The following is an 18,498-nucleotide window of genomic DNA, read 5'->3' as shown; positions in this document are numbered from 1 at the left end:
GCGACAAAACAAGGACTTAGATCAAACCCGCGATTCGAAGAAAAGCGGATTTGATCTAGGGGTTCGACGGATTTTCGCTCCTGATTTCATCGGGCTCTGCGTGGTCGACCTGCTCTTCGAGCGGCGGATCGTTGCGCGTTTTCCAGAGCGAATAGGCAACACCCCCACCCAGTATCGATACCGTCACGATCAGGGAAAGCAGAGTGTCGATGTGGATGTGCAGCGGCACGAGGAAGATCTTGATGCCCACAAGAACCAGAACGATCGCCAGCGCCGTCTGAAGATACCTGAACCGGGCCATCGCCGCCGAAAGCGCAAAAAACAGCGCCCGCAGCCCCAGAACCGCAAACACGTTCGAGGTATAGACGATGAACGGATCCTGGGTGATCGCAAAGATCGCCGGCACCGAATCGACAGCAAAGATCACGTCGACGATTTCCACCATCAGCAGCGCCACGGCGAGCGGGGTCAGCCACAACACCAGCTTGCCGGTCTTGGGATGCGGGCGTTCGACAAGGAACTTGTTGCCGTGGAACTGCGGCGTGATCCTGAAATGCCGGCGCAGGAATTTCAGGATCTTGTTGTTCTCGATGTCATCGTCTTCCTCGACCTTGGTGAACATCTTCACCCCGGTAAAAATCAGGAACCCGCCGAACAGGAACAGAATCGGCTCGAAAGAGCGCACCAGCGCCACGCCGGCCCCGATCAGGATCGCCCTGAACACCAGCACCCCGATAATGCCCCAGAACAGCACGCGGTGTTGATAGATTCGCGGAACGCCCAGAAACGCGAAAATTGTCGCGATGACGAATATGTTGTCCATCGCGAGGCTCTGCTCGATGATATAGCCGGTGAAAAATTCAAGCCCGGCATCCGCGCCGCGCACCGCCCATACCCAGGCGCCGAACGCCAGGGCGACGGCGACGTAAAAGCCGTAGAGAATAAAGCTCTCCTTGGCGCTGATCTCCTTTTGCTCCTTGTGCAGGAAGCCGAGATCGAAAACCATGATCGCAACCACGATCACGATGAATGCAACCCAGAACCAGGCAGGTGTCTCCAGGAACGGGGTCGACAGAAATGAAGCGAGATTTTCCATCGCCGGGACCTTCTCCATGTAACTAGTGGAGCAGTTCCGACATCACGTAGCGATCAAAGGCGCTACGCCAGAGGGGCCCGGCACTGCGCGGCGACATATACGCCCTTTCGGGCACAGTTAAAAGGGCCGGCTGGCTTCACAGGCCGTGCTTTTCCAGAGTGTCGATATATTCGTCCATCACCGTCTCGCGGTCGCGCCCCGAATCCCAACCCGCGTCGATCTGCGCCTTGATCGCCGGGTCGAGCGCGTCCCATTTGACTTCCCATTCCTTGGCATTGGCGATCCAGTAGCCGACCAGCTCGTAGCGCTCGGGCGGAAAGCCCAGTTCCTTGCGCACGAATTTGCGGATGGCCCGCACCACCTTCTGCTCGCCCGCCACCCAGACATAGCCCGGGGTCGCGGGCAGGGGCACGCCGCGCACGATTTCTCCGAGCCGGCTGGGGCCAACCCCATTGCCGCAGCCAGCCAGCCAGGTCACCGTCGCCGCCACATGATGGGGGAGAATCTGCTCGTCCTGCTCCTGCGCCACTTCCACGAACACGCGCGATTGCACGTGCTCTGGCGTCTGCTCGAGAATGCGCGAAAGCGCCGGAAGCCCGGTCGCGTCGGCAACAAGCAGCTGCCACGCATAATCTTTGGGCGGACTGTAGAGCCCGCGCGGGCGATTGATCGTTATGCGATCGCCCGGCGCGGCCTTCTGGGCCCATTCGCTTGCCAGTCCGCCCTCATGCACCACGAAATCGATATCGATAGTGACATCCTCGCCCTGCTGCGCGAACCGCCGCACCGTATAGGTCGAGCACCGCACGGCGTCCTGACCGTCCGGATAGGTCCACCGTCCGTCATCGGAAATATGGGGCAGATGCAGCCTGCCGGTCTCTTCGTTGGGAAAAAACAGCCGCAGATATTCGTCGCCCACGCCCGTCGTGCGAAACGCCCTGAGCCCCTCGCCGCCAAATGTCAGCCGCACCATCCCCGGCGTCAGCGCCTGCCGGCCAAGCAATGTCGCATCGTAAAACATCGGACTCATCGCGCGCCCCGGCTCGTGGACATATCACGCAGCGGGATAGTTTATCTTGATAACATCAGTCAAGAATTTAAGCGCCAAAACAAGCCGCAAAGCGCGTGCCCGCCAAACGATGTCGGCGCGGCCAGATCGGAACGAATGTGAAAGAAAAGTGGCTCCCCGGGCCGGATTCGAACCAGCGACCAACCGGTTAACAGCCGGTTGCTCTACCACTGAGCTACCGGGGAACGCGTAGCCTGCTCGGCAGGTGGCGATCATCTAGCCAATTTGGTGGCGCTTGCCAACCCCCCATTTGGCCATTCATTCGTCCCCAGGGGCCAGCCGGCTGGAAAGGGCAAGCAGGTCGGCCAGATTATTGACCCCGGCAAAGGGATTTTGCGCGCTCACCGGTGCGTAATCGAGCCGTTGGACGCCCAGCGCGGCCTGAACGTCGCGGATGCGCGGGCCGCGCGGAGCAGGGGGGATCCCCGCCAGATGCGCGATGAGCCGCTCGATGCGCCACAGCGCGTTGGTGGGATAATCTCTCTCCCCATAGGCACTGACGACACAGTGACGGTCGCCCCCCAAAAGGTCCACAGCCCGCGCGGCAAAATCCTCCGGCCAGAACGGAGTGTCGACCGATACCGACAGCATCAGCGCGCCGGGCGCGTGTTCGCGCGCCCACAATGCGCCGGCCAGCAAGCCTGCCGCCGGCCCGGTGATTCCCCCTTCGGCATCGCAAACCGATACAAGATCGGGAACGGGGTGAGCGCGGCCTGGTCCGCTGGAAACGATGATCTGCTCGCACTGGCGTTCGAGCACACGCGACACCCAGTCGATCAGGGCCAGATTTCCCAGTCGGATATGGGCCTTCCGCACCCCGCCCAGCCGGCGGCCCGCACCGCCGGCCAGAATCACTCCAACGATCCTCATGGCGCCCCGTCCCACAATCCCTGCTGTCCCGACGCATGCAGCGCCACGCGTCCGCCATGACGCCATGGGCCGAATTTACACAAAATTCCCGATAGCACGCGCATACGGCCTTGCCTAACTCCACTAAACTACAATAGAACCCGGCCCCAGAGGCCTCGTGGCGGAGTGGTGACGCAGCGGATTGCAAATCCGTGAACACCGGTTCGATTCCGGTCGAGGCCTCCACTTCTCCTTCAAGGCAAGGCTTGTTCCCGTTCGCGTCGCCTCACTGATGCGAATTGGCCGTTACGAAACGCAGATCGTCGGCCACGGCCTGCCAATAGTGCTCCGTCGAGAACTCGAGCCGCGTAATCGATTTGTAGTCGGCGGCGAAATAGACCGGACCATAGGCCGAAAGCGCAAATTCGTCGTCATGGACCAGCGTATCGCCACGCCAGGCTCGAATATGCAGGGTCTCCCCTTCGGCGCTGCTCCAGGCGACCCCAAAATACCCGCCGATAAAATCGAACGGTTGATCGCCCGCGATCGCCGTGGGATGGCCCGAACTCGTATAGGCGACATATTCGCCTGACATCATGGTGTTGATATAGCCCTCGCCCTCATAGAATCGGCCGTGAGTCGCCACCCAGTTCTCCCAATGCAGCCCGCCATATCCGTTGGGCACCTTCATCAGCTGGTCGCCGACGAAAAGATCGTCAAAGCCCAGCGTCACGATCTCGCCGTCCAGCCGGGCCTCGTCCGACCATTTGAGCGGCAGGATCACCCGATCACGGCCAACCTCCACCTCCTGGGCGCCGACAGTCCAGCGACCCGGCGTGACGGGCAGCCGATACCATCCGTCCTCGGCGGGAAGGGCAGGGACGGCCTCGCCATCCGGCCCTCTGGCCACGACGGCCTCGGCTCCTTCTGCCGCTTGCCCCCTTATTTCCGGGGTAGGCACCAGGCCGACCGGTACGGGCAAATGATCCGCAACGATATCGCCCGGCGCACCCACCAGCATCGACATGGGTATGGCTTGCTCACGATTTCCTGTCGTAACAGTCCAGCCCGGTGGCGGGACCACGCTGAACGTATACGTCCCGGCCTGGGTGATCTCGGCATCGGCCTGGGCAAGCGAGGTATTGAAATTGGCATAGCCGCCAATGTTGGTGCGGACCATTTTTGCCGCGCCGGAAGGGGGCAGCAACTCCACGGCGACATTGACGAAAACACGATCGCCCAGATCGTAAGTTCCGCTGTCGTTAATGTCGCGGAAGACGAACGAGGAAATGTTCATCGAGCCGCCATTGGGGCCGGTCCAGTCCCGCAACGGGTAATAGCCGTTTTCCTGCCCCTGCGCGGGCAGGGCCAAAGGCAACAGGCAAACCATAAGAGAGAAAAGTCGCCCGGTCGACGATTGCGCCATTTTGCCTGCCTTTGCCTGTTATAGGGGGATTTCAGTTTGGGGTTGGTCCGAAAGCTGCCGAACTTGTCGCGCGGGGTCAACTGCGATCCCCCTCGGAACTTGCCTCGCCGCTGCGCGTTGTGAAAGGCCCGCACGCCGAGACCGGAAAATGAAAACCGCTATATCTCACCCCACCCATCACCGATTGACGACGGCGCCGTCCCGTGGCCGGACATTTCTCGAGTTTGCGCATGGCGCAATACTGCTCGCCGGCATCATATCGCTCGGCGCCGCGCTTCTCCTGCTCGGCCTTCTGGCCTGGCCAATAAGATTTCTGCGCCGCCTGATGGGGTTTTAGCGCGCGTCCGGCAAAGCATGTCCTCGACCCGATCTAGGCTGGAGCCCGTTTTGCTGGAAATCCGACAGGGAAAACTGGGGTTTCCGGCAAAATGCCTGCCCCCGGCGTGAAACGGGGTGGCTACCACTTTTGCGGCCTGTCGTTCCCCCTTCGCTGCTCCGGCGAAAGCCGGAGTCCATGTTCGCTGCCGCGCCCTCCAGTGGCCGACGGGCTTCTGGAGCCTCCATTGAGCGCGAGACCGCAACAATGGCGCAGCACATCGGTTCGGCAGGGCTGCCGTGTGCGCTCAAGAATCGATGACAGGCGTTCGTTCAGTCTGGAAGGCCGAACCATCTGCGCTCGAGCGGAACATCGTGAGCGTGCCCGACCACAAAAGACGGATGGGCTTTTCTGTCTCGTTGGACCAGCAATGGCTGCGATTTCCGCGGAAATGCAGGCTGTCGCCGGGGCCAACAACCGTTTCCTCGTCCTCGATTCGCAGCGTCAACGCCCCCTCGAGGACATAAACGATCTCTTCGCCTTCATGATTGGCCACTTCCGACCGATAGCCGGGGGCGATGGTAATGAGAAACGAAGACAACACATTGCCCGGAAATTCGGCATGAAGTCTTTCATAGGAGATCAGCGAATCGTTGACGGAAAACCGCATCCGCTCTCCGGTGCGGGTCAGGGCGTCCTGCGCGCTCGGCGTGGCTATGAAATAATCGACTCCCACGCCCAGCGCGCGTGCGATAGAGGCGAGGGTGGAAAGGGAAGGGGACGCCTGATCGCGCTCGACCTGGCTCAGATACCCCACCGATATGCCCGATTGCGTTCCGAGCGTCTGAAGAGTGATGCGCAGGGAGTGACGCCGCGCGCGGATCAAGGCGCCGACCTTCGCCGCCTGCAGGCGGTTGGCGATTCCTTCGGCGCGGTTCATGCGATCCCCCTCTGGTTCGTGCGGGGACCGACTTTATCCAGTCAGCCGGGATTGACCAACCCTTAAACGCGGGGCTCCGCTAACGCTGGTCCAGAGGCGAGCGCTCTGAAAAACGCAAATATTTACCGCTGGTTAACCCTATATACGTGGCATTTGAGCAACAAAGTTTCTTTGCCCTATTCCTGCCATGAGGTGGCCCCACTTCGTCCGCACTCGGAAACGACAGTCCGGCCCATCGCATTGGTGCGGAACCGCGTACGGCGCAGTTGTGGCAGCAGGGCAACACTCCCGGCCCTGTCTTCGGACTACCGCTCTCGGAACGGAACCAGTGCTCACCGGCACCCATTAATTGCACACCAGCCGGTACAAAGGAGAATACATATGAACTCGCTCAAGAAAGTGGCCCTCGCTGCCCTTCTGTCCACGACCGCTTTCGGTGGTGCTCTCGCTGCTGACGCCATCGGCGTACCAGCTCCGGCTGTTCCTGCTCCCGCTCCTGTCTATGACGCTGGCAGCGGTTTTGACTGGAACGGCTTTTATGCTGGTGCGAGCGCCGGCGCTCAGAACAACATCGATGCTGGCGAAACCGAATGGACCCTCGGGGCCCAGGCCGGTGTGAACGCCCAGTTCGATTTCTTCCTGGTCGGTGCTGAAGTTGCCCTCGATGGCGTCTTCGACGATCCGGACATGTACGCTTACGGTTCGGCTCTGGCCCGTGGCGGTGTCCTGGTGACCGAAGAACTGCTGGCATACGGTGCTGTCGGTTACGGCACGGACTTTGACGCAGCGACTGGCGTTGGCGATCACGTCCTCGCCGGTGGTGGCCTTGAATTTGCGGCAACCGACGATATCTCGGTTCGTGGTCAGTACCTCTACGGCTGGGATCAGTCGGGTGACGCGTCGTCGAGCGACATCCACAAGTTCCAGATCGGTGCAAACTTCCACTTCTGATCGATCCGTTCAGAACCCGATAGCGAACGGCCCCGCTGCATGGCGGGGCCGTTTTTGTATACGATTTCGTAAGGTTACCCAATTGTCTGTGCCAGAAAGGCAACAGAACGGAGAATTGATGGCAATAATGTGCCGTTTGAGGCGTTGAGGCCCTGAAAGCTATTGGAATCGGGCAAAGATTGGGCAATATGGAAGTAGACCAACCCCCGTGCTGTGAGGTACTTCAATGTCCATGCTCAAAACTTCGCTGCTTGCTGCAGCTGCTACCCTTGCCGTCGCTTCGGCCGCCCAGGCTGCTGATCCGATCATGCCGACGCCCGTGACCCCGATCGTTCCGGTTGTCGATCCGGTTTACGACTGGTCCGGTTTCTATGCCGGTGTCCGCGTTGGTGGCCTTAACGACACCGTCGACACCGATTGGCTCGTTGGTGGCGAACTCGGCGTGAACGCACAGTGGGACATGTTCGTCCTCGGTGCCGAAGCTGCTGTTGACGCCGTCTTCGGCACGCCCGACACCTATGCCTACGGTGAAATCACCGCTCGTGGCGGTGTCGCGTTCTCCGAAGTCCTGCTGTACGGCACCGTCGGTTACGGTTCCGACTTTGACGCCGCTGCCGGCGTTGGCGATCAGGTTCTCGCCGGTGTTGGTGTTGAATTCGCTGTTTCCGACAGCATCTCGGTCGATGGTCGCTATGTCTACGGTTGGGGCGTTGATGCCGCTGACGACGACATCCACAAGTTCACCATCGGCGCGAACTTCCACTTCTAGGATCGGAACGCGGCCCGGAAAAGTCGCTGACTTTTCCGGTTTCGCCGCGTGGCTGGCAAGGCGGGGGCAACGCCGGCCAACAACCGATTTCGAAAAAACGGTCCGGCATTTGCCGGGCCGTTTTTTTTTGTTGCCAATGTTTGGCAATTTGATGGGGCAACATCACACAAGTCCATAGATTTTCGCGCCATTGTTGCCCATATTTTTGCGCTTGGGGCAGGACGCAATTTTAGTAAAATTTTATCCACGTTTTGAGGCTTGGCTTGAGGGCGGGGCCGTCAGCGCAATAATGGCGTCAATTAACCTTAATGGAGTGACGCCAATGTCTTTCGCTGTTCGCATGGCGGCCGTCCTTGTCGCCGGCCTGTCCTTCGCCGGTCATGCCTCTGCCCAGGACTACGGACCCTATGGCGTCGCCGGGTCGGCGAGCCTGGGAAGCGGCTATGGCTTTGATTGGGATGGCTTTTATGCCGGCGTTTACGGCGGCGGGGTGCCCTTTGGAACCACCTCCTGGAATGCTGGCGTGTTCTCCGGCGTCAACGTGAGCATCGACAGCGCGGTCGTCGGTCTCGAGGCCCAGCTTGGCGTCGACCTCGACGGCACCAACTCCATCGACGCCCTGTTGCTCGGCAAGGGCGGCGTCTCCCTGGGCGATGCGCTGGTCTACGCCACCGGCGGCACCGGCATCGTCTCGGGCGGCTTCGGCTACGCCCTTGGCGGCGGCGCCGAATATGGCTTCACCGACTACATGAGCGCGCGCGGCGAGGTGCTCGGTACCGGATCTTGGGGCTCGATGCCATCGGACATGCGCGTCACCGCAGGTCTGGCGTTCCACCTCTAGGCTCGGCGATCGCAGCCTTCCGGTGTCAATCTCGTAAATGTGTTCCCTGCGCTTGTTCGCGGGCGGGCCGAATCGTCGCATTTGCATGCCCGCAAAACTACGCTGACTGCGGGCATCTGCCTTTTGTGATGGCACGAACGGCGACATTCCAATCCGACTTTCAAACATGATTGAAATGGTCAGTTTTATCTCCCCTTGAAACCACATAGGGGGTGCGTTAAGCCCTCTGCCAAGACAGGGGCTCGGATAGCCGCGAGTCCTTTCGCTCGGCTCCCAACCGGGCTCTATTGAAGGCTTGGCTGTCAATGAACGAACTGCTCAGCGCTTATCTGCCGATCTTGATTTTTGTGGGGCTCGCTGCCGTTATCGGCCTCGCGCTCCTGGTCGCTCCCTTCCTGATCGCCGTAAAGCGGCCCGATCCCGAGAAGGTCTCCGCCTATGAATGCGGCTTCGTCGCCTTTGACGATGCACGGATGAAGTTCGATGTCAGGTTCTACCTGGTCGCGATTCTGTTCATCATCTTCGATCTCGAAGTGGCGTTCCTTTTCCCCTGGGCCGTGGCCTTCGGCGAGGTCGGTTGGTATGGCTTCTGGTCGATGATGATCTTCCTTGGAGTCCTCACTGTCGGCTTTATCTATGAATGGCGCAAAGGTGCTCTGGAATGGGATTGAGCGACAACAATACTTTGGTTGCACCCCGGCCGCGTGGCGTTATCGATCCAGCCACCAGCCTGCCTGTTGGCGCGACTGACCCGTATTATGTCGAGATCAACAACGAACTGGCCGACAAGGGCTTTCTTGTTACCTCGACCGATGAACTCATCAACTGGGCCCGCACCGGCTCGCTGATGTGGATGACCTTCGGGTTGGCTTGCTGCGCTGTCGAAATGATGCAGATGTCGATGCCGCGCTACGATTGCGAACGTTTCGGCTTTGCGCCTCGCGCATCCCCGCGCCAGTCCGACGTGATGATTGTTGCTGGCACGCTGACCAACAAGATGGCCCCGGCGCTGCGTAAGGTCTACGACCAGATGCCCGAGCCGCGCTACGTCATCTCCATGGGCAGCTGCGCCAATGGCGGCGGTTACTATCATTATTCCTACTCGGTGGTGCGTGGTTGCGACCGGGTGGTGCCGGTAGACATCTACGTCCCCGGTTGCCCGCCGACCGCCGAAGCACTGCTTTATGGCGTGTTGCTTCTTCAAAAGAAGATTCGGCGCACCGGAACCATCGAGCGATAAGGCCAATCTATGGAAGACGCTCTTTCTGAACTCGGCGAGTATATTGCGCTCAAGCTGGGCGAAGCGCTCGATGGGTACAATGTCGCTTACGGCGAATTGACGCTCGAGGCGAAGCCCGACGCGATTCTCAACGTCATGCGCACGTTGCGTGACGATCCGCGCTGCCAGTTCATTTCCATCATCGACGTCTGCGGCGTGGATTATCCCGAACGCGCGCAGCGCTTCGACGTGGTCTATCATCTGCTCAGCCCGCAGCAGAACCTGCGTATCCGCGTTCGGGTCATGACCGACGAGGTGGCCCCGGTCCCTTCCATCACCGGTGTTTTCCCCGGCGCCGACTGGTTCGAGCGCGAGGCCTATGATCTGTATGGCATCCTCTTCTCCGGTCACCACGATTTGCGGCGCATCCTGACCGATTACGGCTTTGATGGTCATCCGCTGCGCAAGGATTTCCCGCTGACTGGCTTTGTCGAGGTTCGCTACGACGAGGAGCGCAAGCGCGTGGTTTACGAGCCGGTCAAGCTGGCCCAGGAGTTCCGGAACTTCGATTACCTTTCGCCATGGGAAGGCACCGATTACGTGCTGCCCGGCGACGAAAAGGCCAAGCAATGACCGAGCACGACGTTCGCACGTTCAACATCAACTTCGGCCCGCAACACCCGGCTGCGCACGGCGTTCTGCGTCTTGTTCTCGAGCTCGACGGCGAAGTTGTCGAGCGTGTTGATCCCCATGTCGGCCTTCTGCATCGCGGGACTGAAAAGCTGATCGAGGCCAAGACCTATCTCCAGGCCGTGCCCTATTTCGATCGCCTCGATTATGTGGCGCCGATGAACCAGGAGCATGCCTTCGCCCTGGCCATCGAAAAGCTTTTGGGAATCGAAGTGCCCTTCCGCGGGCAGCTCATTCGCGTTCTCTATTCCGAAATAGGACGCATTCTTTCGCATCTTCTCAACGTCACGACCCAGGCCATGGACGTTGGCGCGCTCACCCCGCCGCTTTGGGGTTTTGAGCAACGCGAACAACTCATGGTTTTTTACGAGCGCGCGTCGGGCTCGCGCATGCACGCGGCCTATGTGCGCCCGGGTGGGGTGCACCAGGATCTGCCGCAGGATCTGATCGACGATATCGCCAAATTCACCCAGACCTTCCCCAAGGCGCTCGACGACATCGATAGTCTCATTACCGAGAACCGCATCTTCAAGCAGCGGAACGTGGATATCGCCACGGTAACGCTTGAAGACGCCTGGGCCTGGGGGTTTTCCGGCGTCATGGTGCGCGGCTCGGGTGCCGCATGGGATTTGCGAAAAAGCCAGCCTTACGAATGCTACGACCGGCTCGATTTCGACATTCCGGTCGGCAAGAACGGCGATTGCTACGACCGTTATCTCATCCGCATGGAAGAGATGCGCCAGTCCAATTCGATCATGCGCCAGTGTGTCGATCTGCTCAATGCACCCGAAGGGCAGGGGCCAGTCTCCACAATGGATGGCAAGGTTGTCCCGCCCAAGCGCGGCGAGATGAAGCGCTCTATGGAAGCGCTGATCCATCACTTCAAGCTCTATACCGAAGGCTTCCGCGTGCCCGAGGGTGAAGTTTACGCAGCCGTCGAAGCCCCCAAGGGCGAGTTCGGTGTCTATCTGGTATCTGATGGCACCAACAAGCCGTATCGTTGCAAGATTCGCGCCCCTGGGTTCGCGCATCTGCAAGCCATGGATTTTCTCTGTCGCGGGCATCTTCTGGCCGACGTTTCGGCCATTCTTGGGTCCCTCGACATCGTGTTCGGAGAGGTTGATCGCTGATGAGCGTGCGTCGCCTTGCAGAAGAAACCGTCCAGCCCTCAAGCTTTTCCTTTTCCAAGGAAAACACGGCTTGGGCGAAGAAACGTATCGCCATGTATCCGGCAGGGCGTCAGCAGTCGGCGGTCATTCCACTGCTCATGCGGGCTCAGGAGCAGGATGGCTGGGTGTCGCGCGCGACCATCGAGTCGGTCGCCCAAATGCTCGATATGCCCTATATTCGTGTGCTGGAAGTCGCGACCTTCTATACCCAGTTTCAACTCCAGCCGGTCGGGACCCGCGCCCACATCCAGGTGTGTGGCACCACGCCTTGCATGCTGCGCGGCGCCGAGGATATCCGCGCCGTCTGCCAGAAACACATTCATGCCGAGCCGCATCATCTCAATGATGATGGCACCATGAGCTGGGAAGAAGTCGAATGCGCCGGCGCCTGCGTCAACGCGCCGATGGTGACAATCGGCTTTGATACCTACGAAGACCTGACGCCCGAACGCTTCGAGGAAATCCTGATCGCCTTCCGCGATGGAAAGGGCGATACGGTCCCGACCGGTCCGCAGAATGGCAGGAAGTTCTCCGCCCCGCTCGACGGTCAGGTGACGTTGCTCGAAGATCCGTCCAAAGCCTCGCCGCAACAGAATTCCGGTCGCGCCGAGGGGGAGGCGAAGGCGACAAAACCCGGCCGCAAGCAGGAGATCGACGAGGAGGCCGCCCCGGCCATCAAGGGGCCTTCCGAAAAAGGCAAGGTGTCAGAGGCCGAGGCCGAAACGGCTGAGCGCAGGGTTGCCGGGCCGGCCAAGCGCAAACCGGATCAGGCTGCGCGCGAAGGCGCGACGGGCGCTGAATCGCCCGCCGTTGAAAGTACGGCCAGCGAAACCGGCCAAAAAACCAAGACAACCAGCCGCGCCGCCGGCAAGTCCCAGGAAGCGGTTGCCACATCCGTCGGAACGACGCCAGACAGCGCTCCGCTGTTCTCCCGCCCGGATGGCTCTGCCGATGACCTTAAGCTCATTTCCGGTGTGGGGCCGGTGATCGCGCGCAAGCTCAACGATCTGGGCATAACACAATACGCCCAGGTTGCAGCGTTTACCGACGCTGAAATCGAACAGGTTGATGCCGTACTCAATTTCAAGGGCCGGGTTGCCCGGGACAATTGGAAGGGTCAGGCAAAGGCGCTGGCCGACGGCGGCGTCGACGAATATGTCCGCGTCTTCGGCAAGAAGCCGCGCTAGGGGATTTGATCGATGCTCACGGATCAGGATCGCATTTTCACAAATCTCTACGCCCAGGATGATTGGGGCCTTGAAGGCGCACGTCGCCGCGGCTCATGGAATGGGACCAGGGATTTGCTCGACCAGGGCCGCGACTGGCTGACCAATGAGGTCAAGGCTTCCGGTCTGCGCGGTCGTGGGGGTGCAGGCTTTTCGACGGGCCTGAAATGGTCGTTCATGCCCAAGGTCAATGACGGCCGTCCCCACTACCTCGTGGTAAACGCCGACGAATCCGAGCCGGGCACCTGCAAGGACCGCGAAATTCTGCGCCACGATCCGCACCATTTGATCGAAGGCTGCCTTATTGCCGGTCGCGCCATGGATGCGCATGCTGCCTATATCTATGTGCGCGGTGAGTTCATGCGCGAGCGCCAGCGGCTCGAAGCCGCTGTGCAACAGGCTTACGACGCCAGGCTGATCGGCAAAAACAACATCCACGGCTGGGACTTCGATATCATCGTCCACCACGGAGCAGGGGCTTATATCTGCGGTGAGGAAACCGCTCTGCTTGAGTCCCTCGAGGGCAAGAAAGGCCAGCCGCGCCTGAAGCCGCCATTCCCGGCCGGAATGGGCCTTTACGGCTGCCCGACTACCGTCAACAACGTCGAATCCATCGCCGTCGTCCCCGAAATTCTGCGCCGCGGCGCTGCGTGGTTCGCCGGACTCGGTCGTGAGAACAACACCGGCACCAAGCTTTTCTGCGTCTCGGGCCACGTCAACAATCCCGCGACCTTCGAAGAAGAAATGGGCACGCCTTTCGATGTGCTGATCGAAAAGCATTGCGGCGGTATTCGGGGCGGCTGGGACAATTTGCTGGCGGTCATTCCCGGCGGCTCGTCGGTCCCGTGCGTCCCTGGAGAGAAAATTCGCACCGCGCATATGGATTTCGACGGCTTGCGCGAAGTCGGTTCCTCGCTCGGCACTGCAGCTGTGATCGTGATGGATAAGTCCACCGACATCATTAAAGCCATCTGGCGCCTTTCGGCATTCTACAAGCACGAGAGTTGCGGCCAATGCACGCCGTGCCGCGAAGGCACCGGCTGGATGATGCGGGTTATGGAGCGCATGGTGCGCGGCGAAGCGCAAAAGCGCGAGATCGACATGTTGTTTGCCGTAACCAAGCAGGTCGAGGGCCATACCATCTGCGCTCTGGGCGATGCTGCCGCTTGGCCGATCCAGGGCCTGATCCGCAATTTCCGCCATGTGATTGAAGAGCGGATCGACGCATACACCTACAAGTCCACCTCCGATGGCGCCGTGCCCTCGGTTGCGGCGGAGTAAGAACCAATGGCGCAAATCAAGGTCGATGGCGAACTGATCGAGGTTCCCGATCACTTCACGCTGATGCAGGCTGCCGAGGCAGCGGGTGCGGAAATTCCGCGCTTCTGCTATCACGAGCGCCTGTCGGTGGCGGGCAACTGCCGCATGTGTCTGGTCGAAGTAAAGGGTGGCCCGCCCAAGCCCCAGGCCAGTTGCGCGATGAGTGTGCGTGATCTGCGCCCCGGTCCCAACGGCGAAGCGCCCGAAATGTTTACCAACACGCCCATGGTCAAAAAGGCCCGCGAAGGCGTGATGGAATTCTTGCTCATCAACCATCCCCTCGATTGCCCGATCTGCGATCAGGGTGGCGAGTGCGATCTGCAGGATCAGGCCATGGCCTATGGCGTGGATACGTCCCGCTATTGGGAAAACAAGCGCGCTGTCGAAAACAAGCACATTGGCCCGCTGGTCAAAACCATCATGAACCGGTGCATTCACTGCACCCGTTGCGTACGCTTCACAACCGAAGTTGCCGGTGTTTCCGAACTCGGCCTGGTCGGGCGCGGTGAAGACGCCGAAATCACGTCCTACCTCGAACAGTCGATGACGTCCGAGTTGCAGGGCAACGTTATCGATCTTTGTCCGGTCGGCGCGCTGACCTCCAAGCCTTATGCCTTCCAGGCGCGTCCCTGGGAACTCAACAAGACCGAATCTATCGATGTCATGGATGCTGTCGGCTCCAACATACGCGTTGATTCCCGTGGGGGCGAAGTCATGCGCGTTCTGCCGCGTATCCACGAGGGCATCAACGAGGAATGGATTTCCGACAAGACCCGCTTCATTTGGGATGGCCTGCGCACCCAGCGCCTCGACCGCCCCTATGTGCGCAAGAGCAAGAAGCTGCAGGCCGCATCCTGGAATGAAGCTTTCGCCGCAGTCGCAGCGCTGGTCAAGTCCACCGAGCCCGGCCGCATCGGCGCCATTGCCGGCGATCTGGCCGGTGTCGAGGAAATGTACGCCCTCAAGACCCTCATGGCATCGCTGGGCTCATCCAACATCGATGCTCGTCCTGCCGGTTCGGCGCTCGACCCGAAAAAGGGCAGGGGTTCGTATATCTTCAATCCCACCATCGCCGGGATCGAGCAGGCCGACGCCATCCTGATTGTTGGAGCCAATCCACGCCGTGAGGCTGCGCTGCTTAATGCGCGCATCCGCAAGGCTTGGCGCGCTGACGGCGTTCAAATCGGCATGATCGGCCAAGCCGCCGATCTCACCTACGACTATGCCCATCTCGGCGCCGGCATCGACACCCTGTCCGATCTCGCTTCGGGCAGGGGTAGCTTTGCCAAAGTACTCAAGAACGCCCAGCGCCCCATTATTATCGTCGGTGAGGGTGCGGTGACGGGCGCATCCGCGAAAAATGTTCTCGGACTTGCCACCCAGATCGCTAAGGCTGCCGGTGCGCTGACTGAAGACTGGAACGGCTTTGCCGTCCTGCACAACGCGGCTTCGCGCGTTGGCGCTCTCGATATCGGGTTCGTCCCCGGAAAAGGCGGGCTCGATACTGCAGGCATGCTCAAGGCCGCTGGCGCCGGAAAGCTCGATGTCCTCTTCGTGCTTGGCGCGGACGAAATCGACATGTCGGCACTTGGCGAAACCAAAGTGGTTTACATCGGAACCCACGGCGACGCAGGCGCACACCGCGCCGACGTAATCCTGCCCGCCGCCACCTACACCGAAAAATCGGCGACCTACGTCAATACCGAAGGCCGGGTGCAGATGACTGCGCGCGCCGTCTTCGCGCCTGGCGATGCCAAGGAAGACTGGGCGATCCTGCGGGCGCTCTCATCGGTTCTGGGCCAGGCGCTGCCATTTGACTCGCTTTCAGCGCTTCGCGCACGGCTTTACAGGGAATATCCCCACCTTGCCCAGCTCGATGCCATTGCACCGGGCAGCGCATCCGATGTATCCGCTCTGGCAGATACTGCAGCGCCGAAGTCGACTTACGCCCTGATTTCTCCGGTCGGCGACTTCTACCTCACCAACCCCATAGCACGTGCGTCAGCCGTAATGGCCGAATGCTCGCAGCTCATGTCGGGTCTGAAACAGGCCGCGGAGTAAGGCAGCGATATGGACTGGATTGTGTACGCGCTCGACTATCTTCTCGGTGCCCCGATTCTCGGGTTGGGCACGATGGTCGGCTTTGTCTGGAAGGCACTGTTGCTGCTGGTGACCCTCCTGGTGTTCACCGCTTACGTCCTTCTGGCCGACCGCAAGATCTGGGCTGCCGTCCAGATTCGCCGTGGCCCCAACGTGGTGGGTGCCTTCGGTCTGTTCCAGAGCTTTGCGGATCTTCTGAAATTCGTTTTCAAGGAACCGCTTATTCCCGCCGGTGCCGACAAGGCGGTATTCCTTCTCGCGCCGCTGGTGAGTGTGCTCCTGGCGCTTTCGGCCTGGGCCGTTGTGCCGGTTGCTGAGGGCTGGGCGCTCGCCGATATCAACATCGGCATCCTCTATATCTTCGCGATCTCCTCGCTCGGTGTCTATGGCATCATCATGGGCGGCTGGGCCTCGAACTCGAAGTATCCATTCTTGGGTGCTCTGCGTTCTGCGGCACAGATGGTATCCTACGAAGTTTCCATCGGCTTTGTGATTGTAACGGTCCTGCTTTGCGTCGGCTCGCTCAATCTGACCCATATTGTGATGGCGCAGCAGGCCGGTGGTCTGGCCCATATACTGGGTGTGCCGTGGCTGACCTTCCTGAATTGGTTCTGGCTGCCGCTGTTCCCGATGTTCATAATTTTCTTCATTTCGGCGCTCGCCGAAACGAACCGTCCGCCTTTCGATCTTCCTGAAGCTGAGTCCGAACTCGTCGCCGGCTTCATGGTGGAATATGGCTCGACCCCCTACATGATGTTCATGCTGGGCGAGTACGTGTCGATCATTCTCATGTGCGCGCTCACCACCATCCTGTTCCTGGGGGGCTGGACGGCGCCGATCGATCTGCCGCCCTTCACCTGGATTCCTGGCGTTGTTTGGTTCGTGCTCAAACTCTCGCTGGTCTTTTTCATGTTCGCCATGGTCAAGGCCTTCGTCCCCCGCTACCGCTATGACCAGTTGATGCGTCTGGGCTGGAAGGCTTTCCTGCCGATCTCACTGGTCATGATTGTTGTCGTTGCCTTTGTCCTCCAGCTCACCGGCTGGGGCTGGCACGGCGGTATGGCATAAGGAGAGAACCACAAATGAAAGCCTTGCGGTTTCTCGACGCTCTGCTGCTCAAGGAGTTCGTGTCGACCTTCTTTCTGGCGATGCGCTATTTCTTTGCGCCCAAGCCCACCATCAACTACCCGTTCGAAAAGGGCGAGGTCTCGCCGCGCTTCCGTGGAGAGCACGCCCTGCGCCGCTACCCCAACGGTGAAGAGCGCTGCATTGCCTGCAAGTTGTGCGAAGCGATCTGCCCGGCCCAGGCCATTACTATCGAAGCCGGGCCGCGCCAGAACGACGGCACTCGCAGGACGGTCCGTTACGACATCGACATGGTCAAATGTATCTATTGTGGCTTCTGTCAGGAAGCTTGCCCGGTCGATGCCATCGTGGAGGGTCCGAATTTCGAATTTGCAACCGAGACGCGTGAGGAACTTTACTTCTCCAAGGATCGTCTCCTGGCCAATGGCGACCGCTGGGAGCGTGAACTCGCTGCCAATATCGCCCTTGATGCGCCGTACCGTTAGGAGCGACAGGTGACCTTGCCGCTGTTTTTCTTCTACCTGTTTTCGGCCATCGTCGTTGCTTCGGCAATTATGGTGATTTCGTCGCGAAATCCCGTGCATTCGGTGCTGTTTCTCATTCTGGCCTTCGTTAACGCCGCAGGCATCTTCATGCTGGCCGGAGCCGAATTTCTCGCGCTGATCCTGATCGTCGTTTATGTCGGCGCGGTTGCGGTTCTCTTCCTGTTCGTTGTCATGATGCTTGACGTGGACTTCGCCGAGCTTCGCAGTGGCATCCTGCAATACGCGCCGATCGGCTTCGTCGTCGGCATCATTTTGCTGCTCGAGTTGCTGTTGGTAGCCGGATCCGCCTATCTGGCACCGGACACTGCCGCTGGCGGGGTGCTCCCGATCGACGGTGGGGTGGAAAACACCCGTGCGCTCGGGCAGGTGCTCTACACCAATTACATCTATCTCTTCCAGGCATGCGGCCTCGTGCTTCTGGTGGCCATGATCGGAGCGATTGTTCTGACCCTGCGCCACAAGCCGAACGTCAAGCGTCAGGATATCGCCGCGCAGGTCGCGCGGACCAAGGCGACGGGCGTCGAAATCGTTAAGGTCGAGAGCGGAAAAGGGCTATAGGGGGATTATGATGACACCGGTAATCGGGCTCGGTCACTTCCTGACCGTAGCAGCCATTCTGTTCACCGTTGGCGTGTTCGGGATTTTTCTCAATCGCAAGAACATCATCATCATCTTGATGTCGATCGAGTTGATCCTGCTTGCGGTCAACATCAACTTCGTCGCCTTCTCGTCCCATCTGGGAGATTTGGTGGGGCAGGTATTCGCGCTGCTGATCCTGACCGTCGCCGCGGCCGAGGCCGCCATTGGCCTCGCGATCCTCGTGATCTTCTTCCGCAATCGGGGCTCGATTGCGGTCGACGACGTCAACATGATGAAGGGCTAGGGC

21 protein-coding genes and 2 tRNA genes are annotated in these 18,498 nt (G+C 60.0%); 17 read left to right on the top strand and 6 right to left on the bottom strand.

All coding sequences use genetic code 11. The features are described 5' to 3' along the window. Nucleotides 1-55: 55 nt before the first annotated feature. The 4 genes from ACP148_RS08590 to mobA all read right to left on the bottom strand — a co-directional run bounded on the left by ACP148_RS08590 (nt 56) and on the right by mobA (nt 3,035). Nucleotides 56-1,096, bottom strand: a complete 1,041-nt coding sequence (locus tag ACP148_RS08590) for a TerC family protein (protein WP_421950508.1) — start codon at nt 1,094-1,096, stop codon at nt 56-58. Nucleotides 1,097-1,232: 136 nt separating this feature from the next. Beyond that, nucleotides 1,233-2,126 carry a siderophore-interacting protein gene (locus ACP148_RS08585; protein WP_421950507.1) on the bottom strand — a complete coding sequence of 298 codons (894 nt, stop codon included), beginning with the start codon at nt 2,124-2,126 and terminating at the stop codon, nt 1,233-1,235. 149 nt (nt 2,127-2,275) lie between these two features. Then, a tRNA-Asn gene (locus ACP148_RS08580) sits at nt 2,276-2,350 on the bottom strand. Nucleotides 2,351-2,423: 73 nt separating this feature from the next. Next, the gene (gene mobA / locus ACP148_RS08575; protein WP_421950506.1) at nt 2,424-3,035 is read right to left on the bottom strand and encodes a molybdenum cofactor guanylyltransferase; all 612 of its coding nucleotides are present in this window, start codon (nt 3,033-3,035) and stop codon (nt 2,424-2,426) included. A gap of 151 nt (nt 3,036-3,186) precedes the next feature. Between mobA and ACP148_RS08570 the strand changes: the two genes are divergently transcribed. Continuing rightward, nucleotides 3,187-3,260 (top strand) — tRNA-Cys (locus tag ACP148_RS08570). A 40-nt stretch (nt 3,261-3,300) separates the two neighbouring features. On the opposite strand, the gene ACP148_RS08565 is transcribed toward ACP148_RS08570, so the two are convergent. Next, a complete protein-coding gene (locus tag ACP148_RS08565; protein WP_421950505.1) occupies nt 3,301-4,440 on the bottom strand; it encodes a hypothetical protein in 1,140 nt (379 codons plus the stop codon). 148 nt (nt 4,441-4,588) lie between these two features. On the opposite strand from ACP148_RS08565, the gene ACP148_RS08560 reads away from it, so the two are divergent. After that, nucleotides 4,589-4,777: a hypothetical protein gene (locus ACP148_RS08560; RefSeq protein ID WP_421950504.1), complete on the top strand. Its 189-nt coding sequence runs from the start codon at nt 4,589-4,591 to the stop codon at nt 4,775-4,777. 286 nt (nt 4,778-5,063) lie between these two features. On the opposite strand, the gene ACP148_RS08555 is transcribed toward ACP148_RS08560, so the two are convergent. Next, nucleotides 5,064-5,696, bottom strand: a complete 633-nt coding sequence (locus tag ACP148_RS08555; protein WP_421950503.1) for a helix-turn-helix domain-containing protein — start codon at nt 5,694-5,696, stop codon at nt 5,064-5,066. 381 nt (nt 5,697-6,077) lie between these two features. Between ACP148_RS08555 and ACP148_RS08550 the strand changes: the two genes are divergently transcribed. From ACP148_RS08550 to nuoK, 15 genes are all read left to right on the top strand, one after another. Beyond that, nucleotides 6,078-6,647: an outer membrane protein gene (locus tag ACP148_RS08550; RefSeq protein ID WP_421950502.1), complete on the top strand. Its 570-nt coding sequence runs from the start codon at nt 6,078-6,080 to the stop codon at nt 6,645-6,647. A gap of 226 nt (nt 6,648-6,873) precedes the next feature. Further along, nucleotides 6,874-7,416, top strand: coding sequence for an outer membrane protein (locus ACP148_RS08545; protein WP_421950501.1), 543 nt, complete (start codon nt 6,874-6,876; stop codon nt 7,414-7,416). 48 nt (nt 7,417-7,464) lie between these two features. Continuing rightward, entirely contained in the window at nt 7,465-7,671 is a 207-nt protein-coding gene (locus ACP148_RS08540) for a hypothetical protein (protein WP_421950500.1), read from the top strand. 67 nt (nt 7,672-7,738) lie between these two features. Further along, nucleotides 7,739-8,257, top strand: a complete 519-nt coding sequence (locus ACP148_RS08535) for a hypothetical protein (RefSeq protein ID WP_421950499.1) — start codon at nt 7,739-7,741, stop codon at nt 8,255-8,257. A gap of 305 nt (nt 8,258-8,562) precedes the next feature. After that, a complete protein-coding gene (locus ACP148_RS08530; protein ID WP_014130486.1) occupies nt 8,563-8,928 on the top strand; it encodes an NADH-quinone oxidoreductase subunit A in 366 nt (121 codons plus the stop codon). After that, nucleotides 8,919-9,497, top strand: a complete 579-nt coding sequence (locus tag ACP148_RS08525) for a NuoB/complex I 20 kDa subunit family protein (RefSeq protein ID WP_014130487.1) — start codon at nt 8,919-8,921, stop codon at nt 9,495-9,497. Before ACP148_RS08530 ends, ACP148_RS08525 begins: the two co-directional genes overlap by 10 nt. Nucleotides 9,498-9,506: 9 nt before the next feature. Continuing rightward, complete coding sequence (locus ACP148_RS08520) at nt 9,507-10,109, top strand: NADH-quinone oxidoreductase subunit C (protein WP_421950498.1); 603 nt, start codon at nt 9,507-9,509, stop codon at nt 10,107-10,109. Beyond that, a complete protein-coding gene (locus ACP148_RS08515) occupies nt 10,106-11,296 on the top strand; it encodes an NADH-quinone oxidoreductase subunit D (protein ID WP_421950497.1) in 1,191 nt (396 codons plus the stop codon). The genes ACP148_RS08520 and ACP148_RS08515 overlap by 4 nt, the downstream gene beginning before the upstream one ends. Further along, complete coding sequence (nuoE, locus tag ACP148_RS08510) at nt 11,296-12,522, top strand: NADH-quinone oxidoreductase subunit NuoE (protein WP_421950496.1); 1,227 nt, start codon at nt 11,296-11,298, stop codon at nt 12,520-12,522. The genes ACP148_RS08515 and nuoE overlap by 1 nt, the downstream gene beginning before the upstream one ends. A 12-nt stretch (nt 12,523-12,534) precedes the next feature. Beyond that, the gene (gene nuoF / locus ACP148_RS08505; protein WP_421950495.1) at nt 12,535-13,842 is read left to right on the top strand and encodes an NADH-quinone oxidoreductase subunit NuoF; all 1,308 of its coding nucleotides are present in this window, start codon (nt 12,535-12,537) and stop codon (nt 13,840-13,842) included. Nucleotides 13,843-13,848: 6 nt separating this feature from the next. Next, nucleotides 13,849-15,942 carry an NADH-quinone oxidoreductase subunit NuoG gene (nuoG, locus tag ACP148_RS08500; protein WP_421950494.1) on the top strand — a complete coding sequence of 698 codons (2,094 nt, stop codon included), beginning with the start codon at nt 13,849-13,851 and terminating at the stop codon, nt 15,940-15,942. Between the two features lie 72 nt (nt 15,943-16,014). Further along, nucleotides 16,015-17,049 (top strand): NADH-quinone oxidoreductase subunit NuoH, encoded by a 1,035-nt coding sequence (gene nuoH / locus ACP148_RS08495; RefSeq protein WP_421950893.1) that lies wholly within the window; start codon nt 16,015-16,017, stop codon nt 17,047-17,049. 14 nt (nt 17,050-17,063) lie between these two features. Next, nucleotides 17,064-17,552: an NADH-quinone oxidoreductase subunit NuoI gene (gene nuoI / locus ACP148_RS08490; RefSeq protein WP_421950493.1), complete on the top strand. Its 489-nt coding sequence runs from the start codon at nt 17,064-17,066 to the stop codon at nt 17,550-17,552. A gap of 9 nt (nt 17,553-17,561) precedes the next feature. Further along, entirely contained in the window at nt 17,562-18,170 is a 609-nt protein-coding gene (locus ACP148_RS08485) for an NADH-quinone oxidoreductase subunit J (protein ID WP_421950492.1), read from the top strand. A gap of 10 nt (nt 18,171-18,180) precedes the next feature. After that, the gene (nuoK, locus tag ACP148_RS08480; protein ID WP_421950892.1) at nt 18,181-18,495 is read left to right on the top strand and encodes an NADH-quinone oxidoreductase subunit NuoK; all 315 of its coding nucleotides are present in this window, start codon (nt 18,181-18,183) and stop codon (nt 18,493-18,495) included. The last annotated feature ends 3 nt before the right edge of the window (nt 18,496-18,498 follow it).

Origin of the sequence: Pelagibacterium sp. (assembly GCF_965249125.1) — a bacterium.
In the GTDB taxonomy this organism is placed as follows: domain Bacteria; phylum Pseudomonadota; class Alphaproteobacteria; order Rhizobiales; family Devosiaceae; genus Pelagibacterium.
Note: the sequence above shows the minus strand (reverse complement) of the source record. Positions and strands in the feature narration are given on the sequence as shown.